The sequence below is a fragment of the Bavariicoccus seileri WCC 4188 genome (assembly GCF_000421665.1).
Taxonomy (GTDB): domain Bacteria; phylum Bacillota; class Bacilli; order Lactobacillales; family Aerococcaceae; genus Bavariicoccus; species Bavariicoccus seileri.
Genome location: NZ_ATXL01000008.1, coordinates 41,163 through 60,739, shown reverse-complemented (window position 1 = coordinate 60,739; position 19,577 = coordinate 41,163). Strand labels below are relative to the sequence as shown.

Sequence of the window (19,577 nt, the reverse complement as noted above, 5' to 3'; positions counted from 1 at the left end):
AAACGAATGGCGATTGACCTCAGGGCAGCCACAATGCTCGCAATGAGATGGCTTATAAGTTAATTTTCCGGTAAAAACAGTAGACAATCGGCCTTTTACTCTTTCTTTTGACACGGCATTTTTGGGAAAAGAAATATTAGAATCTTTGATGTTAAGGATTTTTTTAATCATGCTATCTATGTTTTCATCTTTTGTTTTGATAAAATTGGTGTGGGACATTTGGCTGATCCTCCTATGATTTTGTTTAGCGATTTAATTATAGGACAACCAAATGTCTTTTTGTATCAAAAATTGGTGTCGCTACTTTTTGAGTAACAACACCAAATATTATAGAACCATTTAATTTAGCTATTTGAGAATGGGTATATCCCATTCTTTTTTTATACCCCTTTTTAAAAAAGAATGAAATGGTCTGTCTGTATTTATATTGCTCTATTAGTTCTTAAATGGGCCAAAAATATGCTAAACTAGAATATGAATTGTATAATTACTGTTTAAGTGAAGTTTCTTGTCTATTAGTGGTTTCAGGATGTTTTTAATGAAATGAGTGGATATGGTGGATTATTTAGAACGGTTAAATGAATTAATAGAAGAAAAAAAGTGGACTGAAATTCCAACTTTAATAAGTGAATTAGTATCTGAACTTAACACTCCTCATTTGACGGATAACATAGTGGAAGAACTCAATGAGATCATCGGGATTTTGAAGGAGTATGGTTACTTGGAGCTAGTGGTAGATTTGAAAAGGGCATATGTTCAGCGTACGAACGATGATTCTGTCAAACTATCGTTGGCCGGAGACTTGATTGACCTTCACCTTCACGACGAGGCACTGAGTTTATTGTATGACTATACAGAAGATTCTGACTATTATAGAGATGCTCTGGTACTAACAAGTGATCTTTATCAATCAGAGGGTGATCTTGAGATAGCCCTAGCTAAACTCAATCAAGCTCAAGATATTGATTTTGAATCATCTTTAGCTTTAAGCCAAGCTGAATTAGCTTTTCAGCTTCACGACCTTTCTGCGGCAAATAGGTATCTTTCAACAATTGATGCGAATGATTTAGACGCTCAATTAAATTTGTATGCTATCCATTTAAAGGCACTAATTGCTAGCGAGTCAGGTGACTTAACAAAGGCGAGATCGATACTTGAAGCAACTGATTTTGATCAATTGACCGAAGCAATGCAAGTTGATTTATTGACTTTATATGACTTGGATGGAAATTACGATAAAATCATTGATCTAACTGCTGATGAGGTAAAGACCTATGCCATCAATTGGCTGTTGGCTAAAGCCTACTCTGCTGAGCATGAGTATGAAAAAGCAATTACTCTCTTGGAAAATATGATTGCTGAAAATCCTGATGATAAATTAGCTCGGCTATTACTTGTTAACGATTATCTTAGTAATCATCAAAAAGATAAGGCAACAGCACTTATTCAAAAGTTACTCATCGATTTTCCACATGATTTCGATGTTTTACAAGTTGCTAACGATCAACTCGTTCTAGATGAAAACTATGAAGAAGTTGTTCAATTGTTAAGCCCTTTAAGTGATGGTGTCGACTTACCATCAGAGTTGTCTCTTTTACTAGCCAAAGCTTACGTAGAGACTGATGAAATAGAGAAAGCAAACTCACTGTTTAAAACATTGTATCCAGTAATGAGTGACGATGTTTCGTTTATTGAGGAATATGCTTTATTTCTCAGGAACAATGGTTTTCGTGATGAATTGAAAACTGTAATCAACAACGCAAGGGAAGATAATTTACACTCAGAAGAACTGCTGCTATTGGCGGAGGAGGTTTCTAGTGATTTCTGATAAAGATAAACATCGCTTTTTAGAATGGCTGATTGCTAACCAAGACTTAAAGGATAAGGAATGTTTCTGGATTATCAACTATCTATTGAACCATAACTATCTGTTGTCTAGAATCCACTTTACAATAGATGTCCATTTACTGAATAATGGAATCGTTATTGTCAGTGACGATAATGAGACCGATCATTTCCATTTTTTCCATGAAGGAAAAGACCATTATAATCCAGAAACAGCCTTCGAAGCTTTGCGAGTCGATTGGAAATCACACTACTATTTGGAGATTAAATGTCCCAATAGTATTAGTTTATTACAAGAATTCAATGTTTTTGAGGATAATCCCTCGGAAAAAGGTGTTGATCAAACGGATGAGGATTTAGAGTCAGCTGTTTCCCCCAAGGCAATAGAACTTGCTCTTGAAGATATTAATCGCAAGTTGACATTATCCCTCATAAGCCGTGATATTGATCAAGCATTAGATGAAAAGAATCTGAGTCAATTTCAAGATTTGTGTCAAAAATATCAAACGATAAAGGAACAGAAATGAGAAAGATTGATTTAAAAGCCTCACTTTTCGAGAAAGCACTTCCCATATTGAACTGTTTAGAAACAGCTGGTTATGAAGCTGTTTTTGTCGGTGGTGCAGTTAGGGATTACCTCTTAAATCACCCAATCCATGATGTAGATATTGCTACAAGTGCGTTTCCTAATGAGGTGAAGCAACTCTTTAAGAAAACTGTAGATGTAGGAATCCAGCATGGAACAGTCATGGTGTTGTACTCTGGAAATTCCTATGAAATCACAACTTTTCGAACAGAGAACGGATATGAGGATAGTCGACATCCAGACTCTGTTCAATTTGTAAGGTCATTAGTTGAAGATTTAAAACGCCGCGATTTTACGATTAATGCCTTAGCAATTGATCGTAAGGGAGTTATCTTTGACTACTATAACGGCTTACAAGATCTAGATAACAGCATCATTCGAGCTGTAGGAGAGGCTGATGAAAGATTTGCAGAAGATGCACTAAGATTAATGCGTGCCATTCGGTTTATGGCGCAACTTGATTTTGTAATAGAACCACAGACTTGGAAAGCAATTCTTAACCATGCGTCTAATTTGGCAGCCATTTCCGTCGAACGAATAGCCAATGAATGGCATAAGACAGTTTTATCGCCTTTTTCATCAAAGGGAATCAAAGCTTTTGTAAAGAGTGGCTTGTTCTACTATTGTCCAAACTATGGTTCACTAGAGGATAAATTAGGATGGATTGCAGATAATAATCTTAATTTCACGTCTGAAGCCTCATATTGGGCATGTTTGAGCTACCTTTGTCGTTTTGAGATATCTAGAATGGTTCAAACCATGAAAGCATGGAAATTATCTAATCAATTGATTAGCGATGCCAGTGTCATATTGAAGAATCTCAGATGTTTATCGCAAAGAGATTTAAATGCGATGGAGTTGTTTGAAACGGGAGAACGTTTGATTGTTGAAACGGAATCCATTGCTAAGCAATTAACCTATTCAAATTGTGAGTTGCCAGATAATGGTGTCTCTCTTTTGTCTGGCGAATCTGTTTCAAAGTTACAAAAAAACTATAGCCAATTGCCAATTAAATCCAAAAAAGAGCTTGCTATAAATGGAAAGCAATTAATGGAAATAGTAGGCTTAACACCTGGTCCAAAAGTAGGGGAACTGCTCGACGCTGTTTTAAGTGCTGTTGTCTCTGGGAAAGTAACTAATGAAACATCGAAGTTAATTGACTATTGCATCAATAATGGTCGATTAAACTAGAATCTACCGTAGTATCCAAAGGTTTTGGCTATTATGGTATCGTCTACAGTTAAAGTCGTTTCAGCGTAAGAATATTATATGAGTATTTTGAGGGGTTTGACTAGAAAATGGCAATTGATGCAATAGTGGATTTAGAAACGACCGGGAGCAGTTTTCAAACTGGGGACCGAATCATCCAAATCGGATGTGTTTTAGTTGAGGACAAAGAGATTATAGGTCAATACGATTTTTTGGTGAATCCTGAAAGACCAATACCACAAGTTATCACTGATTTGACGGGGATCAGTAACATGGATGTTAGTGCATCTCCAACATTTTCTGAAATTGCTAATTCAGTGTATGCCTTGTTATCTGGCTGTCGTTTTGTGGCTCATAATGTAATGTTTGATTATTCTTTTCTAGCGGCCAGTTTTAAAGAGTTTACAGATTTGACGTTGGATATGGAGCGTATTGATACTGTTCAATTAGCTCAAATTTGTTTTCCTACTATCAGAAAATATCGCTTAAATATTATTTGTGAAGAGTTAGGGATCGACTTGGCCAAGGCCCATTCTGCAAATGAAGATGCACTAGCTACTGCTAAATTGTATCTTAAGTGCCAGGAAAAACTAACAGAGATTCCATTTCGAACTTTACGACTGCTGTCTTATTTATCTGATGCTCTAGTATATGAAACAAAAGATATCGTGGAGAAAATACATAAAAGTAGGGATAACGGACCAAAAAAACGGTGGAGTGGTACAATTGATTATGAAACAGACTACTATATTGATTCATCTTTAAGAAGCAAGTTGGTTGAGCCACGATCTTCAACTAATGGTGAAAACGAGGGTAAGCCGTTTAATCCAGCCGATTTAAAAGCTAATGCTGAAACAATTCCTGTTCGGAATCCAGACGATTTCAAAGATTTGACTGATCCAAAAAAGCTTTCAGCATTATCGACCAAACTGAGTTACATGATTAGTCAACCAACTCGAGCAACTGTTAGGTTTAATAAAACTGATACTAAACTTGGAATCATTTCTCAGATGGCTAGCCAGTCTACAGTATCGGTTACTTATGTATCAACAGATGCTTTATCTCAAAGGCATTTGCATCATATTTTGCGTGAATCCTTACCAGAAAAGCATATTGCTACATTGAAAACACCTCGTCATTATTTGGAACTTTCAAAGCTCAATCATATATTAGCAATACAAAATACGCTCAGTAAACGTGAAAAATTAGGATTAATGGCTATGTTAGTATGGCTGACTGAAACTAATTCTGGAGACCTTACGGAATGTCCCAGGCTCTGGCGTGAACAAAAATTGGTATCAGATGTAGGATGTGGCTATGAAGATTTCGGTACAAAGGCAAACACTAGAAACAAATCCTGTTTTAGTATACACTTGAACGAAAGCTTAAATGCAGATATTGTTATAGTCACAAATCACTTCCTTCTTGAAGCTAAATCTCATGATACATTGAGGCCTTTACTCGAACGTTTAGTTATTACAAACTATGAATCATTTACGGAATCTTTGAGATTTCATCTCAGCAAGCCATTTTCTATTGTTTATTATGCTCATCGTTTCAACCATTATTTGCAACAAGAAAATTTAAATCAGGACTTGCCTTATAGCATCTCCATAACTCTTGAGAGTTGTACTAATCAACTCATTTACTTGCAACAATTTTTGGCAGAAGATTCATTTATGTTACAAAAAAATTGGCTTTCATCGAAATTGTATAAGTGTCTCAAAGAATTGAAAATCATGTTGAATCATCTTTTGAAGGCTATTAAAACCTTCCAAAATAGCGGTTCAGGTCTCTCTTATTATAAAGTATTACCTCTTCGTCAAACTGTGTTAAAAGTTTTAACCTTATTGGAAGCTATTACGGGTCATTCTCTCGATGCGGTGATACAGGTGAATGAGGAGACAAAAACAATACGGTGTTTGCCTATAAATTTAAAACCCTTTATTAAGTCATATTTGAGTCAGGTAGGGGCTAAATCATTAATTATTTTTGAAACGACTCCTAGTGAAGTAGAGGGGTTCGATCATATAGATTGGTTCACAGAGAATGAAACCGAACTGATGGCCAATCAGCCAGATGTAATTCCTCAAACATCCACTCCCTTACTAATGGTTCCAGTAAAAAGTTCGACCTTAAGTAGTGATGAAAAAGTAAGTGAGATTAAAAATATTATAGTTCTCAACAATCTCAAAACAGTTATCTATGTTCAAACTAAGGAGTTGTTGAATTCCCTTTATTCGAGTCTGCTAAATGAGCGGAAAGATGTCTATGCACAAGACATCAGTGGCCCTGTAAAGGAGTTATTCGACTTTTTCGGAGAAAAGAGTAAAGGAATTCTTATCTTATTGGGTGATACGATGTGGCTCAATCCCCGCATGGAAGTGGCTGTTGAGCAGTTGATTATTAGCAAATTACCTTTTAGTGTTCCTACTTCACCATCGCAAGTTGCCGCAAAAATGTATTATGATGCGCGACATCGCTCGTCATTTTATGATTATTCGTTGCCCCTTATGTTGACTAGTCTTAATAAAATGCTAAATAGTTTTTTGATGAATGATCAAGTGCAGTTAAAAATCTGGTTACTAGACGATCGTATTTTAACTAAACGTTATGGAAGAGAAATAGCCAAAAATATTGATCCAAGACTTTCCATAAAACCATTTCATGGTTTTCAAAAGTAACAGTATATCTTAGACATATGGTTTTGATCTGTGACTACCCAAAATCTCTCTTTTGCGTTATGATATTGGGTAGTTGAATGGATAGCGAGGGAAATGATGAAAAGAAAATTAATCAATGCTGCAGCATTAATTTTGGGATTGCTATTGGTCTTTTGTATTTACATTTTCTATACGAGTCAAAGACCTCTTCAAAGAGCAGAAAAAGAGGCTATTGGGGTAGTTGGGGAAAAATACACTATTCAAAATGTAGAAAATTTCTATTGGTACAATGGCTCAGAAACCTATTTTACGCTAGCAGCAACAGATGAAAACAATGAACTTTATTATGCAATCGTTCAACAAGATGGTGGCCAGATCACGCAACTGTTTGCAAAAGATATTATTACAGAGTCAGAAGCAAAGAGTATTGCGCTTTATGATTTAGAAATTGATGATGATCAACTCAGAGAAGCTCGTTTAGGACTACTTGATGGAGATGCGGTGTGGGAAGTAAACTACCGTCAAGGGCAAAATGAGATGGGTTATTACTATTTAGATGCCACTACTGGGGAATGGGTCAAGAAAATCACAAATATATAATTTTTGGTTAAAGGGAGTTTGGACATGGATTTAACAACAATGAAGAAAGCAAAGGATCATGTTGGTGAGCTAGTAAAAATTGGTGTTTGGGTTACCAATCGACGCTCAAGCGGTAAAATAGCATTTTTACAATTAAGAGATGGCGTCTTTTATTTTCAAGGTGTCTTACTGAAATCTGAGGTTGGAGAAGATCTATTTGAAGAATTAAAGAATATTCCCCAAGAAACGGCTCTGATCGTTGAAGGTACTGTTCAAAAAAATGATCGTTCGCCAATTGGAGTGGAGTTACTCATAAAATCTGCAGAAGTTTTAGGTGGTAGTCATGATTATCCGATTACGCCGAAAGACCATGGTATTGATTTTCTGATGGATCATAGACATTTATGGCTACGTTCACATAAGCAACACGCTGTTTTACAGATTCGTAACGAGATCATCAAAGCTACTTATGATTTCTTTTATGATAATGGATTTATCAAAATTGACCCACCAATTTTAACTGGGAGTGCACCTGAAGGAACTTCTGAATTGTTCCATACTGAGTATTTTGATCAAGATGCCTACTTGTCACAATCTGGTCAGTTGTATATGGAAGCAGCTGCAATGGCTTTTGGAAAAGTTTTCTCATTTGGACCAACATTCCGTGCCGAAAAATCAAAAACGAGACGGCATTTAATAGAATTTTGGATGATTGAACCTGAAATGGCATTTACTAACCAAGACCAATCTATAAAGGTACAAGAAGAGTATATCGCCTATTTAGTTGAAGCTGTTTTAGAGCACTGCCAACCAGCATTGGCTATTTTGGAGCGCGACCAAGAGTTGCTTAAAACGTATACCCAATTACCATACCCTAGAATTTCTTACGATGATGCAATTACCTTATTGAAGGACAATGGCTTTGATGATATTGAATGGGGCGATGATTTTGGTTCACCTCATGAGACTTTCATTGCAAATCATTTTTCTAAACCTGTCTTTATTATGAATTATCCTAAAGCTATCAAGCCTTTTTACATGAAGGCAGCGCCTAATCGTGATGATGTATACTTATGTGCAGACTTAATTGCACCTGAGGGTTATGGAGAAATTATTGGGGGATCTGAAAGAGAAACAGATTTTGATCAACTGCTAGCGAATATAAAAGCTAAAGGTTTAAGTGTTGAGGAGTATGGCTGGTATCTCGATCTTAGAAAATATGGTTCAGTTCCTCACAGTGGTTTTGGCTTAGGGTTAGAAAGAATGGTAACATGGCTCAGCGGGACTGAGCATGTGAGAGAGGCAATTCCGTTTCCTCGTCTATTACACCGCCTATATCCTTAATGAATCAGTTTTTTATAGTGAGAATGAGATATTAGAGAGAGGAGATCATAATGGTGACACAAGAACCATATGAGTGGTTATCGAAGGGACAAATGACAGTTCCTAACTTGTTGCTTGATTGCTATCATGTTTTAAACATCTCCTCTGATGAAATGTTGCTTTATCTTCATCTGTGGCGTTTGAATCAGAAGGGGATTGTTTTCCCGGATACTAATCAACTCGCTCGTTATACCAATCATTCTACTAATGAAATTTATCAAACAATACAACGATTGATTGATAAGCAAATGATTGCTATTAAAACGACACAAGATAGTGATGGCAAGCAATCCGATTATTTTGATTTAACTGGAGCCTTAGAATTAGTTGATAATTACAGACGATCTCAATCCTTAAAGCAAAGGAGCAATAGTGGTAAAGAGGTTGTTGCCCAAATTGAGCAAGAATTTAATCACCCACTTAGTCCGATGGAATTGGAACTAGTGAAAGATTGGTTGAATAAATATCATTATAGTGCAGAGATGCTACAGAAGGCCTTAAGAGAAACGATACTCAATAATGCGACTAGTTTAAGGTATATGGACAAAATTCTGTTAAGTTGGGATCGTTTGGGTTTAAAAGAAGGGTATCAGATCGAAAGATATCTGTCACAACATAATACACAATCAGCTTCAACGAACGCTAGAAGTTCTAATAATGCTAATGTCGCTTATCCTGATATTCCATTGGATAATTGGTTGGATCAAGGAGAATGATGTTATGCTTTCTGACAAAGAAATTTGTTATTGTATTGAAGTAATGGGGGAGATGTACCCGGATGCAAAGTGTGAATTAGAATATGCATCAACCTTTCAGTTGTTGTGCGCTGTTATTTTGAGTGCTCAAACAACTGATAAAGCCGTCAACAAAGTAACTCCTGCACTGTTCAAAGCCTATCCTAATGCACAAAGTATGGCAGAGGGATCTATTGCCTCCATTGAAAATTTTATTAAAAAAATCGGTCTAAATCGTAATAAGGCAAAATTTCTAAAAAAATGTGCCATACATTTAGTTGAACTATATCAAGGTGAAGTGCCATCTAATGAGAAATTACTGAAGAAGCTACCTGGTGTTGGACAGAAAACAGCAAATGTAGTTTTAAGTGTAGGATTTGGAATTCCAGCTATTGCTGTAGACACACACGTCGAGCGTGTCTCTAAGCGATTAGGCTTTGTCCCTAAGGATGCGACTGTTTCTCAGGTCGAAAATAAGCTAAAAGAGGCATTGCCACGATCCTTGTGGAGCATTGCTCACCACCGCTTAATTTTCTTCGGACGATATCATTGTACGGCTCGGAGCCCATATTGTGGATCATGCCCTTTGAAACCATTGTGTCAGTATGACCGCAAAAATAGCTAGAAATTAAAAAGTACCAGACGAATTGTATTTTACAATCGGCTGGTACTTTTTGAGTTGGTCTGTCAGTTATTGACCGTTATTATTTGAATTATCAGAATCATTGTTTCCAGAACCATTGTTAGAGTCATTATTATCATTGTTGTCAGAATTGTTAGAATCATCCCCATTAGAATCATCACTATTAGAATCATCACTATTAGAGTCATCGTCATTAGAGTCGCTATCATTATTACCGCTATCACTTTCATTTTCATCTTGATCAGACTCATTCTCTGATTCAGGAGCGGTAAAGGAGGTAGTAGCAGGACTAGTAGTCTCGCCATCTGCGATAGCTACAACACTAATATTGTAGGTTGTACCAGGTGTAATGTTTGGAATCTCAAAACTTGTAGCAGCGCCAACGTCTTGCGTATTGCCATTGACAGTAATTCTGAAGGTCATGTCTTTTGGTCCACTGCTTGTCCAACTTGCAGTCAATAGGTTGCTAGATTCGTCATAGCTAGTTTGTAAATCAGTTGGTTTTGCTAACGGGTCTTCAGGTTCTTCTGTGTATCCCGTACTATTAGGTAACTGATTTTTTACAAATAACTCACTGATTGTCAGACTTCTCGGTGTATAAGGGCCAGCTAATTGTAGTGGATCAGTTCCAAAAACAGCATTTTCTCTCACAACTGTATTAGGCATCGTCCAATCTTCAGGTGATCCTTTTTGAGTGATATAAGAAATCATCTCAGCGTAGAGATCTCTAGAAATAGCTTGTTCTGTATAATCTAACGAGTGACCATCTTCAAGAGGATTGTCATAGCCGGTCCAAATACTAATTACGTTATTGGTAGTGTAACCGACAAACCAAGAGTCAGGGACATTACCGGTATTTTGAATTCCCAAACTTTTTTCTTGTTCTTCAGTATAGTTGGTTGTACCAGTTTTACCAGCTTGGATAATATTAGGATTTTTGATACTAGAGGCCGTTCCATAAGTAAATACATCTTTTAGCATATCCGTTATCATGTAGGCTGTCTCAGGTTTGATTGCTTGAGTGTCCTCGTGATCTAAGGAAATTTCTTGACCGTCTCGCGTTATAACTTTTTCAACCGTGTAAGCAGGTTTATATTTACCTAGCGTAGCAAAACTGCGGTATGCGCTTGCTAAATCAAGTGGGGTGATATTCCCGGTGATTGCGTTAGATTCAACTAAACCATTTGCACCCTCATTGTTGAGCGTTATACCTAATTTTTTGAGAAATGCAGTAATGTTATCTGTTCCGACTTCTTGGAATACTTTGAGTGCTGGAATGTTTCTTGAGTTAGCTAAGGCTTGCCTAATCGTCATAGTACCCATATATTTTCTATCCCAGTTATAGATTGGATCTCCACTAGAATAATCATACGGTTCATCAACGACTGTTTGTCCGGTTGAATAGTTGAGATATTCGATTGCTGGTCCATAACTGGTTAATGGTTTAATTGTTGAACCTACAGAGCGGTTTAGCTGAGTAGCTCGGTTAAAGCCTAATAAGACATCTTGATGACGGCCCCCTATAACTGCTCTTAACCCACCACTTTCAGTATCTAATATAGTAGCAGCATTTTGTAAATCAGAAGACTGGTAGTTGATATAAGCAGAAGTGTTCACAACATCATATAAGTGTTGTTGCAAGTCACTATCTAACGTTGTGTATACTTGTAAACCATCCTTATAGACATCAAGTCCTGTTTGTTCTTTGACTTCATCTATTACAATTTGTAAAAAGGCATCGTTAACAAGATCATTCTTGGTTTGATCATGTTCAGTTGCTAATCCGTCTGTAATATCAGTTGCGATTGCTTGATCATATTCTTCTTTAGAAATATCTTTCATTTCTAACATTTGACCTAATACAATATTTCGCCGTCTTTGCGACTGTTCTGGCTGATTGATAGGATCATAATCATTTGGGGCCTGCGGCATACCTGCCAAAGTGGCTGTTTGACTTAAAGTCAAATCACTGAGTGTTTTACCAAAATAGTATTGACTAGCTGTTTCGACCCCATAAACATTATTTCCAAAGTAGATTTTGTTGAGGTAAAGAGCGAGTATTTGATCCTTTGAATAAGCTTGTTCAACTTTCAATGCTAAAATGGCTTCTTGCGATTTACGTTTTAGCGTTTGATCAGAAGCTTTAGTCGAAAATACCGATAGCTTAACGAGCTGTTGGGTAATAGTTGAGCCCCCTTGAGCTACTGACCGGCTTCTAAAGTTTGAGAGAGCGGCTCCTACTATTCGGATGGGATCAATACCATTGTGTTTATAGAAGCGTTGATCCTCGATTGCAATGATAGCCTCTTTCATCTGGTCAGGAATCTCATCAGGAGAGATGATTTCACGATTCTCACCACCAAGCTCTGCAAACAAACTATTATCTCGGTCATAAAGTTGAGTTTCGATATTTCCTTCCAATTCAGCGTGTGTGATATTGGGAGTAGAAGAGGCGTAATACAGGAATAATCCAAGGCCAGCTAAGAAAATGAGACCTACGACTATTGCAAAATATTTTGTGATTTTCCAGAGAACACTTTTCCAGGAAAAGTCATGATTTTTTTGTTGTCTTTGTTTCCTATTAGTCATTGGTCGACTCCTTTGAGCTGTATCATCAAGTGATTGACGGCAGCGAGATAATCAACTCGTGGCCTCAACTTGAAGGGTACAGCATAACAATTCTTTTTGATATAGGTATAAGGAATTGATTTTTGACCACTAGCATTGTCACACCAAAAAGCTTTTATATCTGAAAAAGGCATCAAATAGCACTCTTTTAGGGTAGAAAAATAAATCAGCAAAAAAACGATTCCACCTTGTTTTTGACAAGAAATCATATGATCGATTTGATGTTCCTGTAAGTTATTTAGTGGAAAACGTGTTTTGAGTTTAGTTGCTTTGGCTTCAAAATCAATATAGTAGCCTTTATAGACACCGTTATAATCAGTTGTCGAGGCTTCTTTATAGTATGCTTCAGTTATTTTGACCGCACTACGCTTTGGATAATCGACAGTTACTACCTGGATTGGTGTTGGCTTTTTATGAATAACTGCAATATTTTTTGCTAAGTAATATTGGTTAGACTCATTAATCAACTTTTCAAAAGTCATCCCTCTTCTAGCGTAGTTTATGCCGTCAGGTTCATTGACACTATCATTAGATTGTATACCTTTAGGATGTTTTATGGTCATGGTTCTCCCCTTTAAAAACTGATAGTCACATTATACTAGATTATACCCTTAAATGTTAGTTTTTGAAATAAGGTCAGGCTTTTGTAACACTAAGTTAACTTTTGTCATGCCCAATAGTAATGGCGGGAGTGACTATCGTAATAAGCTTATCAAGTATTATAGCAATAAATTCCATACTTAAAGTACGGATTTATTTACATAAAGCCTGTAATAGTGTATTATAAACTAGTATGCAAACAAGAGATTTTAATTAATTCTGGAGGTAAATTTATGACAGCAAATTGGGAAATAACAGAAAACGGGTATGGAGTTTTAACATTTGAAATTTCTGAACCTCAAAAGAAAGTAGCTATCGATAAAGCTTTTAATAAAGTTAAGAAAAATTTAAATGTTCCTGGATTCCGGAAAGGCAAAGTAACAAGATCTGTTTTTAACCGGATGTTTGGCGAGACCTCTTTATATGAAGATGCACTAAACAATGTGTTACCTGTAGCTTATCCTTTAGCGGTAGAAGAAGCTGGAATCGACCCCGTAGCACAACCTGAAATTTCGGTTGAGTCTTTAAATAATGATGAACCTTGGGTAATAAAAGCAAAAGTAGCTGTTAAGCCTGTTGTAAAATTAGGTCAATTCGAAGGTCTAGAGGTTGAAAAGCAAGATCGCTCCGTCACTGATGAAGAAGTAGAGGATCGTTTAAAAGCAGAACAAGAAAAAAATGCTGAGTTGATTGTGAAAGAAGCAGATCAACCTGCAGAATATGGCGATACTGTCGTGATCGATTACAAAGGATTTGTTGATGGAGTTGCCTTTGAAGGCGGCGAAGACAAAAATCATTCATTAGAACTTGGCTCGAATCAGTTTATTCCTGGCTTTGAGGAACAACTAATCGGAACAAAAGAAGGCGATGAGGTAGAAGTAAAAGTTACTTTCCCATCAGAGTACCATAGCGAAGCATTGGCTGGAAAAGAAGCAACGTTTGAAGTAAAAGTTCACGAAGTTAAGACAAAAGAATTGCCTGAACTTGATGATGAATTTGCAAAAGATGTGTCAGAGGATGTTTCTACTCTTGGTGAATTGAAAGAAAAATATCGCAAAGAGCTTGAAGATGAAAAGAAACAATTAGCAGATGAGAAAGTACAAGATGCTGCAATCCGTAAGGCAATTGATAACGCTGAGATCATCGATCTTCCAGAAGTAATGGTAACTGAGGAAGTTGATCGCCAATTAGACCATTACTTGAATAATATGCGTCGTCAAGGTATCGAACCAGACTTGTACTATCAAATCACCGGCTCAACTGAAGATGATTTGAAGCAACAATTCACTCAAGATGCTGATGTTCGTACAAAAACGAATTTAATTTTGGAACAAATCGTTAAAGAAAAGGATATTGAAGTTTCTGAGGGAGAAATCGAAAGCGAAATCAAGTCATTAGCTGACGAATATGATATGGATGAAAAACAAGTTCGTAACACTGTCAGTACTGATATGTTAGCTGAAGATATCAAACTTAAAAAAGCATTAGGTTTGATTACTGAAAGTGTTAAAGAGGTCTAATCGGACTAAATAGATTGTGGTGGTTTACCTTTCAAAGACTTCGGTTATGTTATTGAGAGGTCGAATGAATGGATGACTTTATGTTTATGTCGCAGGCGGGGAATAATCATTCCACGCCTGTTTTATCCATTAGGACGAAAGTTTTAAAAAGTTTGGTAAACCAAAAAATCGGATAAATGTACTCTATTATGTTGTCATAGTGAAGTGATTAGAGTTGTAAATGAAACTTTTATAGAGGTACATCATGTTCGACTTATTATCATCAAACGAGAAAGAGGTGCTTGTATCAAAATGAATGACAATAAAGACGAGACTGTTTACTGCTCTTTTTGTGGTAAATCACAAGATCAGGTCAAGAAAATAATTGCTGGTCCTGACGTCTATATCTGTAATGAATGTGTGGCACTATGCCAACAGATCATTGAAGAAGAGCTAGCAAAAGACCATAACCTTGAACCAATTGTGGTTCCTAAACCAAAAGAGATACTAGAAATCTTAAATGAGTACATTATCGGACAGGATGCAGCAAAGAAAACCTTATCAGTAGCAGTTTATAACCACTTTAAACGTGTTAATAATGTAGATGATGATTCTGATGAAGTGTTACTACAAAAAAGTAATATTTGTTTAGTAGGGCCAACAGGATCTGGGAAAACCTTCTTGGCTCAGACTTTGGCCAATATTTTAGATGTCCCATTTGCAATAGCAGATGCCACAAGCCTAACTGAAGCAGGATATGTTGGGGAAGATGTTGAAAATATTTTGTTGAAGCTCCTTCAAGCGACAAATTTTGATGTGGAAGAAGCTCAAAGAGGTATTATTTATATTGATGAAATTGATAAAATTGCTCGAAAAAGTGAGAATGTTAGTATCACTAGAGATGTCAGTGGCGAGGGTGTCCAACAAGCGTTATTGAAAATTTTAGAAGGTACAACTGCGAGTGTTCCGCCACAAGGTGGTCGTAAACATCCGCAACAAGAAATGATTGAGATAGATACAACTAATATTCTTTTCATTGTTGGTGGCGCGTTTGACGGCATCGAAACCATCATCAAGGAGCGTTTAGGCGAAAAGGTTATAGGTTTTGGCAAATCAGCGACTCAAAAGAATGAAAAAGATAGTTTAATTCAAGAACTAATACCGGAAGACCTATTGAAATTTGGATTGATTCCAGAGTTTATTGGGCGTTTACCAGTTATGGCTGCTCTTGAAAAATTGAGTGAGGAAGATTTAGTTCAAATTTTGACAGAACCTAAAAATGCTCTTGTAAAACAGTACAAGAAATTACTGGCTTTTGAAGGTGTAGAGTTGGACTTTGAACCAGATGCGCTTACAGCTATTGCAAAACTAGCCATCAAACGTAATACAGGTGCAAGAGGCCTTAGATCTATTATAGAGTCAGTGATGCTTGATATCATGTTCGATATACCTAGTCGTAATGATGTCAAGAAAGTTATTATCACAAAAGACTGTGTTGAACCTGAAGTGCTAGCAAAACCCCAAATCTATAACCGTTCGGGAAAACGATTATCTTCTTAAGTGGTAGATTTGATACAGTATTATATTGAAATGAATGAGGGAGGTGTGAGTCTTGAAAGTTAATTTTGCAGAGATTGTTATTTCAGCTGTCACACCTAAACAATATCCCAAAAATTTCTTGCCAGAGATTGCTTTAGCTGGCAGGTCAAATGTTGGTAAATCATCTTTTATCAATCGATTGTTAAAACGTAAAAATTTGGCACGAACGTCTAGCAAACCAGGAAAAACTCAAACGTTAAATTTTTATTTGGTCAATGAGTTATTCTTTTTTGTTGATGTACCCGGTTACGGATATGCAAAGGTATCTAAAACCGAAAGAGAAAAATGGGGCAAAATGATCGAGGATTACTTAACAACTCGTAAGATGGTAAAAGCTGTGGTTCTATTAGTTGACTTTAGACATTTGCCGACTAGCGATGATATTCAAATGGCAAATTTCTTAATCTATTATAACATCCCTTTTCATGTTGTATTCACTAAGGTGGATAAAGTGAGCAAGTCAAAAAGGCAAGGACAGTTACAGCAAGCAATCAACGCCTTAGAAATAAGAGATAATACGGAGTATACCTTATTTTCTGCTACTACAGGTGAAGGCTTTGATAAGGCGTGGCAAGTCATTGAAGAAGCGATAAAGAAGTGAAGGTAGTAACATGGCTAAGCTAATACCGCAGGAAAAAATCGATGAGGTTTTAGAACAGACTGACATTGTTCAAATAATAGAGAATTATGTAGAATTAAAAAAGACTGGTAACAATTATTTTGGCTATTGTCCTTTCCATGATGAAAAAACACCTTCTTTTTCAGTCTCTCCAGATAAACAGATTTATCACTGTTTTAGTTGTGGAAGAGGCGGAAATGTGTTTGGATTTTTGATGGAACGTGACAATTTGTCATTCCCTGAAGCTGTTATTAAAACGGCAGAGCTTGGACATTTAGAGTTATCAAATGAATTACAAAAAGACGGTTATGATTCTTCCAAATCTGATCGTAGAAAAGTAGGAACTGCTGCACTTGCAAAAGCTGGTCAGTTTTATCAACACACACTAAAATATACACCAATAGGAGAAGTTGCTAGGGACTATCTGAACCAACGAAAGTTATCTTCTAAAGCTGTCGATGAGTTTCAAATTGGGTTTGCTCCTGCTGATCGGACACTGGTTGGACAGATTATGTCTCAAAATAATTTTGATACTGAAGAACTAATTCAATCTGGATTATTTCAAGATCCTGATAATCAGAAAGAATTAATTGGACGTTTTCAAAACAGATTGATGATTCCATTAAGAGATGAACAAGGAGAAATTATTGCATTCTCTGGTCGTATCATACCTGCCTTAACTGATGAAGAAGAAGATTCACAGTTCGATCAGGCAAAGTATATAAATTCCCCACAAACTAAATTGTTCAACAAAGGGCACTTTCTATTTAATCTCGATTTGGCTAAAAGAGAAATACGCAAAGTCAATGAAGTGTTTTTGTTAGAAGGATATATGGATGTTATCAGTGTTTACGATGCTGGTATCAAGCAAGTTGTTGCTTCATTAGGAACGAGTTTAACTGAATCACAGATTAATCGTTTAAGATCCCTAACACATCGTATTGTTCTAGGGTATGATGGTGACACTCCGGGTATGAAAGCTACTAAACGTGCCATTGATCTATTACGTCAAACCAACCACTTTGAGATATCGGTAATTCCTTGGCCTAAGGGTTGTGATCCAGATGACTATATCAAAAAACATGGGGCTAAACAGTTCTTGAATTTTTACCAACACAATAGGGAAACACCTTTTGAATTCTCAAAAAGATTTTTGGAAGACCAGTTTAGAAAGACAAATAGCCATGATTTGATGAGTATGATTCCGTTACTCTTGGGCGAACTAAAACATGCAAATCCGATAGAACGTGACCGATACTTTAGTGTTTTATCCGAAGAATTTGATATTTCAGTTGATAGTCTAAAAGAGGAATTTGTCGCTCTTATAAGTCAAGAAAAAAGAGACAACCACAACAAGCGCATATATCAAAACGTTCGTATCGAGCCAATGAAAAGAGATCAGATTGGCAAAGTTGAACGTGCTGAGAGACAGATTCTCTACCGTTTAATGACAAAAGAGATTGCATGGTCTTACTTACCTGATGATCCCATTCCGTTTCCATCTGATAACTATCAAAATTTATTTTGGGCATTAGTAGAATTTCACCAGGACAAACAAGCACCATTTGATGTGAAGTCTGTCCTGTCAAAGCTTAATAGTGAAACTGAAAGAGGATTGTTAACAGAGATTTCATTAGTTGATTTTGATCTTGCTTTTACACGAGAAGAGTTTGATGACTTAATTCGAACCGTGGTTGATTCGGTTACGGTTGCTCAGCAAATTGAAAAACTCAAAAAAGAATTAAATGAGGCCTCTAGGAGTGGGGATAAAGACAAAAGTAAGCAAATTGCTCTAAAAATTATGACCTTAATGAATCAAAAGCAAAAAGGAGACTTTTAAATGGCTCAAAAAGAAAAGCAAATGCCGCAAGTAACTTATGAAAAACGCACAAAACAAATAATTGCGGAAAAAAAATTACTTGGGCAAATTTATTATGATGACCTGATCAAAGAATTAGCAAGCCCTTATCACTTAGATGCTGATAAAACAGAAAAACTCATTCAACGTTTTGAAGATGCAGGTGTAGCTGTCGTTGATGAGGACGGTGGACCAACAAATTTTCAATTAAAACAAACTGATAAAAAGCAAACTGAAGAAACTGAAAATGACTTAGGCAAAACGACAGCAGAGGATGCTGGAGCACCTACCGGGGTCAAAATCAATGATTCCGTTAGAATGTACCTGAAAGAGATTGGACGGGTACCCTTGTTAACTGCTGATGAGGAAGTAGCGCTTGCATTAAGAATCAAGGATGGGGATACAGAAGCTAAGCAAGAATTAGCAGAAGCCAATCTGAGATTAGTGGTGTCGATTGCCAAGAGATATGTCGGTAGGGGCATGCAGTTTCTTGACTTGATTCAAGAAGGAAATATGGGCTTGATGAAGGCGGTTGAAAAATTTGACCATACGAAAGGATTCAAATTCTCTACTTATGCAACTTGGTGGATCAGACAAGCAATTACAAGGGCAATTGCTGACCAAGCACGGACAATCAGAATTCCTGTGCATATGGTTGAAACCATCAATAAACTCGTGAGAATTCAAAGACAATTATTACAAGATCTAGGAAGAGAACCTACACCTGAAGAAATTGGGGCTGAAATGGATCTTCCAACTGAAAAAGTTCGTGATATATTAAAAATTGCTCAAGATCCTGTATCATTAGAAACTCCAATTGGAGAGGAAGATGATTCTCACTTGGGTGATTTCATCGAGGACGAGGGTGTGACTAGTCCATCGGATCATACGACCTATGCTTTATTAAGAGAACAATTGAATGAAGTACTGGAGCAATTAACTGATCGTGAAGAGAATGTTTTGCGCTTACGTTTTGGATTAGATCGTGGTGGCGAAATTAGAACTCTTGAAGAAGTTGGTAAAGTATTCGGAGTGACACGTGAACGCATACGGCAAATTGAAGCTAAGGCATTACGGAAGTTAAAGCATCCTAGTCGTTCAAAACAATTACGTGATTTTTTAGAGTAAGCTT

At 36.7% G+C, this 19,577-nt stretch carries 15 protein-coding genes and 1 pseudogene; 13 read left to right on the top strand and 3 right to left on the bottom strand.

Annotated elements, in window-relative coordinates; all coding sequences use genetic code 11:
• Positions 1-219: pseudogene (locus tag H541_RS0103130) on the bottom strand (ISL3 family transposase); the annotation flags it as partial.
• A 337-nt stretch (positions 220-556) separates the two neighbouring features.
• Here H541_RS0103130 and H541_RS0103120 point away from each other — a divergent pair.
• From H541_RS0103120 to nth, 8 genes are all read left to right on the top strand, one after another.
• Positions 557-1,828 carry a tetratricopeptide repeat protein gene (locus H541_RS0103120; RefSeq protein ID WP_169461097.1) on the top strand — a complete coding sequence of 424 codons (1,272 nt, stop codon included), beginning with the start codon at positions 557-559 and terminating at the stop codon, positions 1,826-1,828.
• On the top strand, positions 1,818-2,372 hold the full coding sequence (locus H541_RS0103115) for a YpiB family protein (protein ID WP_022795890.1): 555 nt from the start codon (positions 1,818-1,820) through the stop codon (positions 2,370-2,372). The genes H541_RS0103120 and H541_RS0103115 overlap by 11 nt, the downstream gene beginning before the upstream one ends.
• Positions 2,369-3,622 (top strand): CCA tRNA nucleotidyltransferase, encoded by a 1,254-nt coding sequence (locus H541_RS0103110; protein ID WP_022795889.1) that lies wholly within the window; start codon positions 2,369-2,371, stop codon positions 3,620-3,622. Before H541_RS0103115 ends, H541_RS0103110 begins: the two co-directional genes overlap by 4 nt.
• Positions 3,623-3,729: 107 nt before the next feature.
• Positions 3,730-6,324 carry an exonuclease domain-containing protein gene (locus tag H541_RS12730; RefSeq protein WP_022795888.1) on the top strand — a complete coding sequence of 865 codons (2,595 nt, stop codon included), beginning with the start codon at positions 3,730-3,732 and terminating at the stop codon, positions 6,322-6,324.
• A gap of 96 nt (positions 6,325-6,420) precedes the next feature.
• The gene (locus tag H541_RS0103100) at positions 6,421-6,903 is read left to right on the top strand and encodes a cell wall elongation regulator TseB-like domain-containing protein (RefSeq protein WP_026501576.1); all 483 of its coding nucleotides are present in this window, start codon (positions 6,421-6,423) and stop codon (positions 6,901-6,903) included.
• A 24-nt stretch (positions 6,904-6,927) separates the two neighbouring features.
• A complete protein-coding gene (gene asnS / locus H541_RS0103095) occupies positions 6,928-8,226 on the top strand; it encodes an asparagine--tRNA ligase (RefSeq protein ID WP_022795886.1) in 1,299 nt (432 codons plus the stop codon).
• Positions 8,227-8,276: 50 nt separating this feature from the next.
• Positions 8,277-8,981 (top strand): DnaD domain protein, encoded by a 705-nt coding sequence (locus tag H541_RS0103090; RefSeq protein ID WP_022795885.1) that lies wholly within the window; start codon positions 8,277-8,279, stop codon positions 8,979-8,981.
• 4 nt (positions 8,982-8,985) lie between these two features.
• Entirely contained in the window at positions 8,986-9,624 is a 639-nt protein-coding gene (gene nth, locus H541_RS0103085) for an endonuclease III (protein WP_022795884.1), read from the top strand.
• 66 nt (positions 9,625-9,690) lie between these two features.
• Here the strand turns inward: nth and H541_RS11410 are convergent, their stop codons facing one another.
• On the bottom strand, positions 9,691-12,231 hold the full coding sequence (locus H541_RS11410) for a PBP1A family penicillin-binding protein (protein ID WP_022795883.1): 2,541 nt from the start codon (positions 12,229-12,231) through the stop codon (positions 9,691-9,693).
• A complete protein-coding gene (gene recU / locus H541_RS0103075) occupies positions 12,228-12,833 on the bottom strand; it encodes a Holliday junction resolvase RecU (protein ID WP_022795882.1) in 606 nt (201 codons plus the stop codon). Before recU ends, H541_RS11410 begins: the two co-directional genes overlap by 4 nt.
• A 270-nt stretch (positions 12,834-13,103) precedes the next feature.
• Here recU and tig point away from each other — a divergent pair, with 270 nt between their 5' ends.
• The 5 genes from tig to rpoD all read left to right on the top strand — a co-directional run bounded on the left by tig (position 13,104) and on the right by rpoD (position 19,573).
• The gene (gene tig, locus H541_RS0103070; RefSeq protein ID WP_022795881.1) at positions 13,104-14,390 is read left to right on the top strand and encodes a trigger factor; all 1,287 of its coding nucleotides are present in this window, start codon (positions 13,104-13,106) and stop codon (positions 14,388-14,390) included.
• A 291-nt stretch (positions 14,391-14,681) separates the two neighbouring features.
• Positions 14,682-15,929 carry an ATP-dependent Clp protease ATP-binding subunit ClpX gene (clpX, locus tag H541_RS0103065; RefSeq protein WP_022795880.1) on the top strand — a complete coding sequence of 416 codons (1,248 nt, stop codon included), beginning with the start codon at positions 14,682-14,684 and terminating at the stop codon, positions 15,927-15,929.
• Positions 15,930-15,981: 52 nt separating this feature from the next.
• Positions 15,982-16,569: a ribosome biogenesis GTP-binding protein YihA/YsxC gene (yihA, locus tag H541_RS0103060; RefSeq protein WP_022795879.1), complete on the top strand. Its 588-nt coding sequence runs from the start codon at positions 15,982-15,984 to the stop codon at positions 16,567-16,569.
• Between the two features lie 10 nt (positions 16,570-16,579).
• The gene (gene dnaG, locus H541_RS11405) at positions 16,580-18,427 is read left to right on the top strand and encodes a DNA primase (RefSeq protein WP_022795878.1); all 1,848 of its coding nucleotides are present in this window, start codon (positions 16,580-16,582) and stop codon (positions 18,425-18,427) included.
• 21 nt (positions 18,428-18,448) lie between these two features.
• On the top strand, positions 18,449-19,573 hold the full coding sequence (gene rpoD, locus H541_RS0103050) for an RNA polymerase sigma factor RpoD (RefSeq protein ID WP_240470890.1): 1,125 nt from the start codon (positions 18,449-18,451) through the stop codon (positions 19,571-19,573).
• Positions 19,574-19,577: the final 4 nt, after the last annotated feature.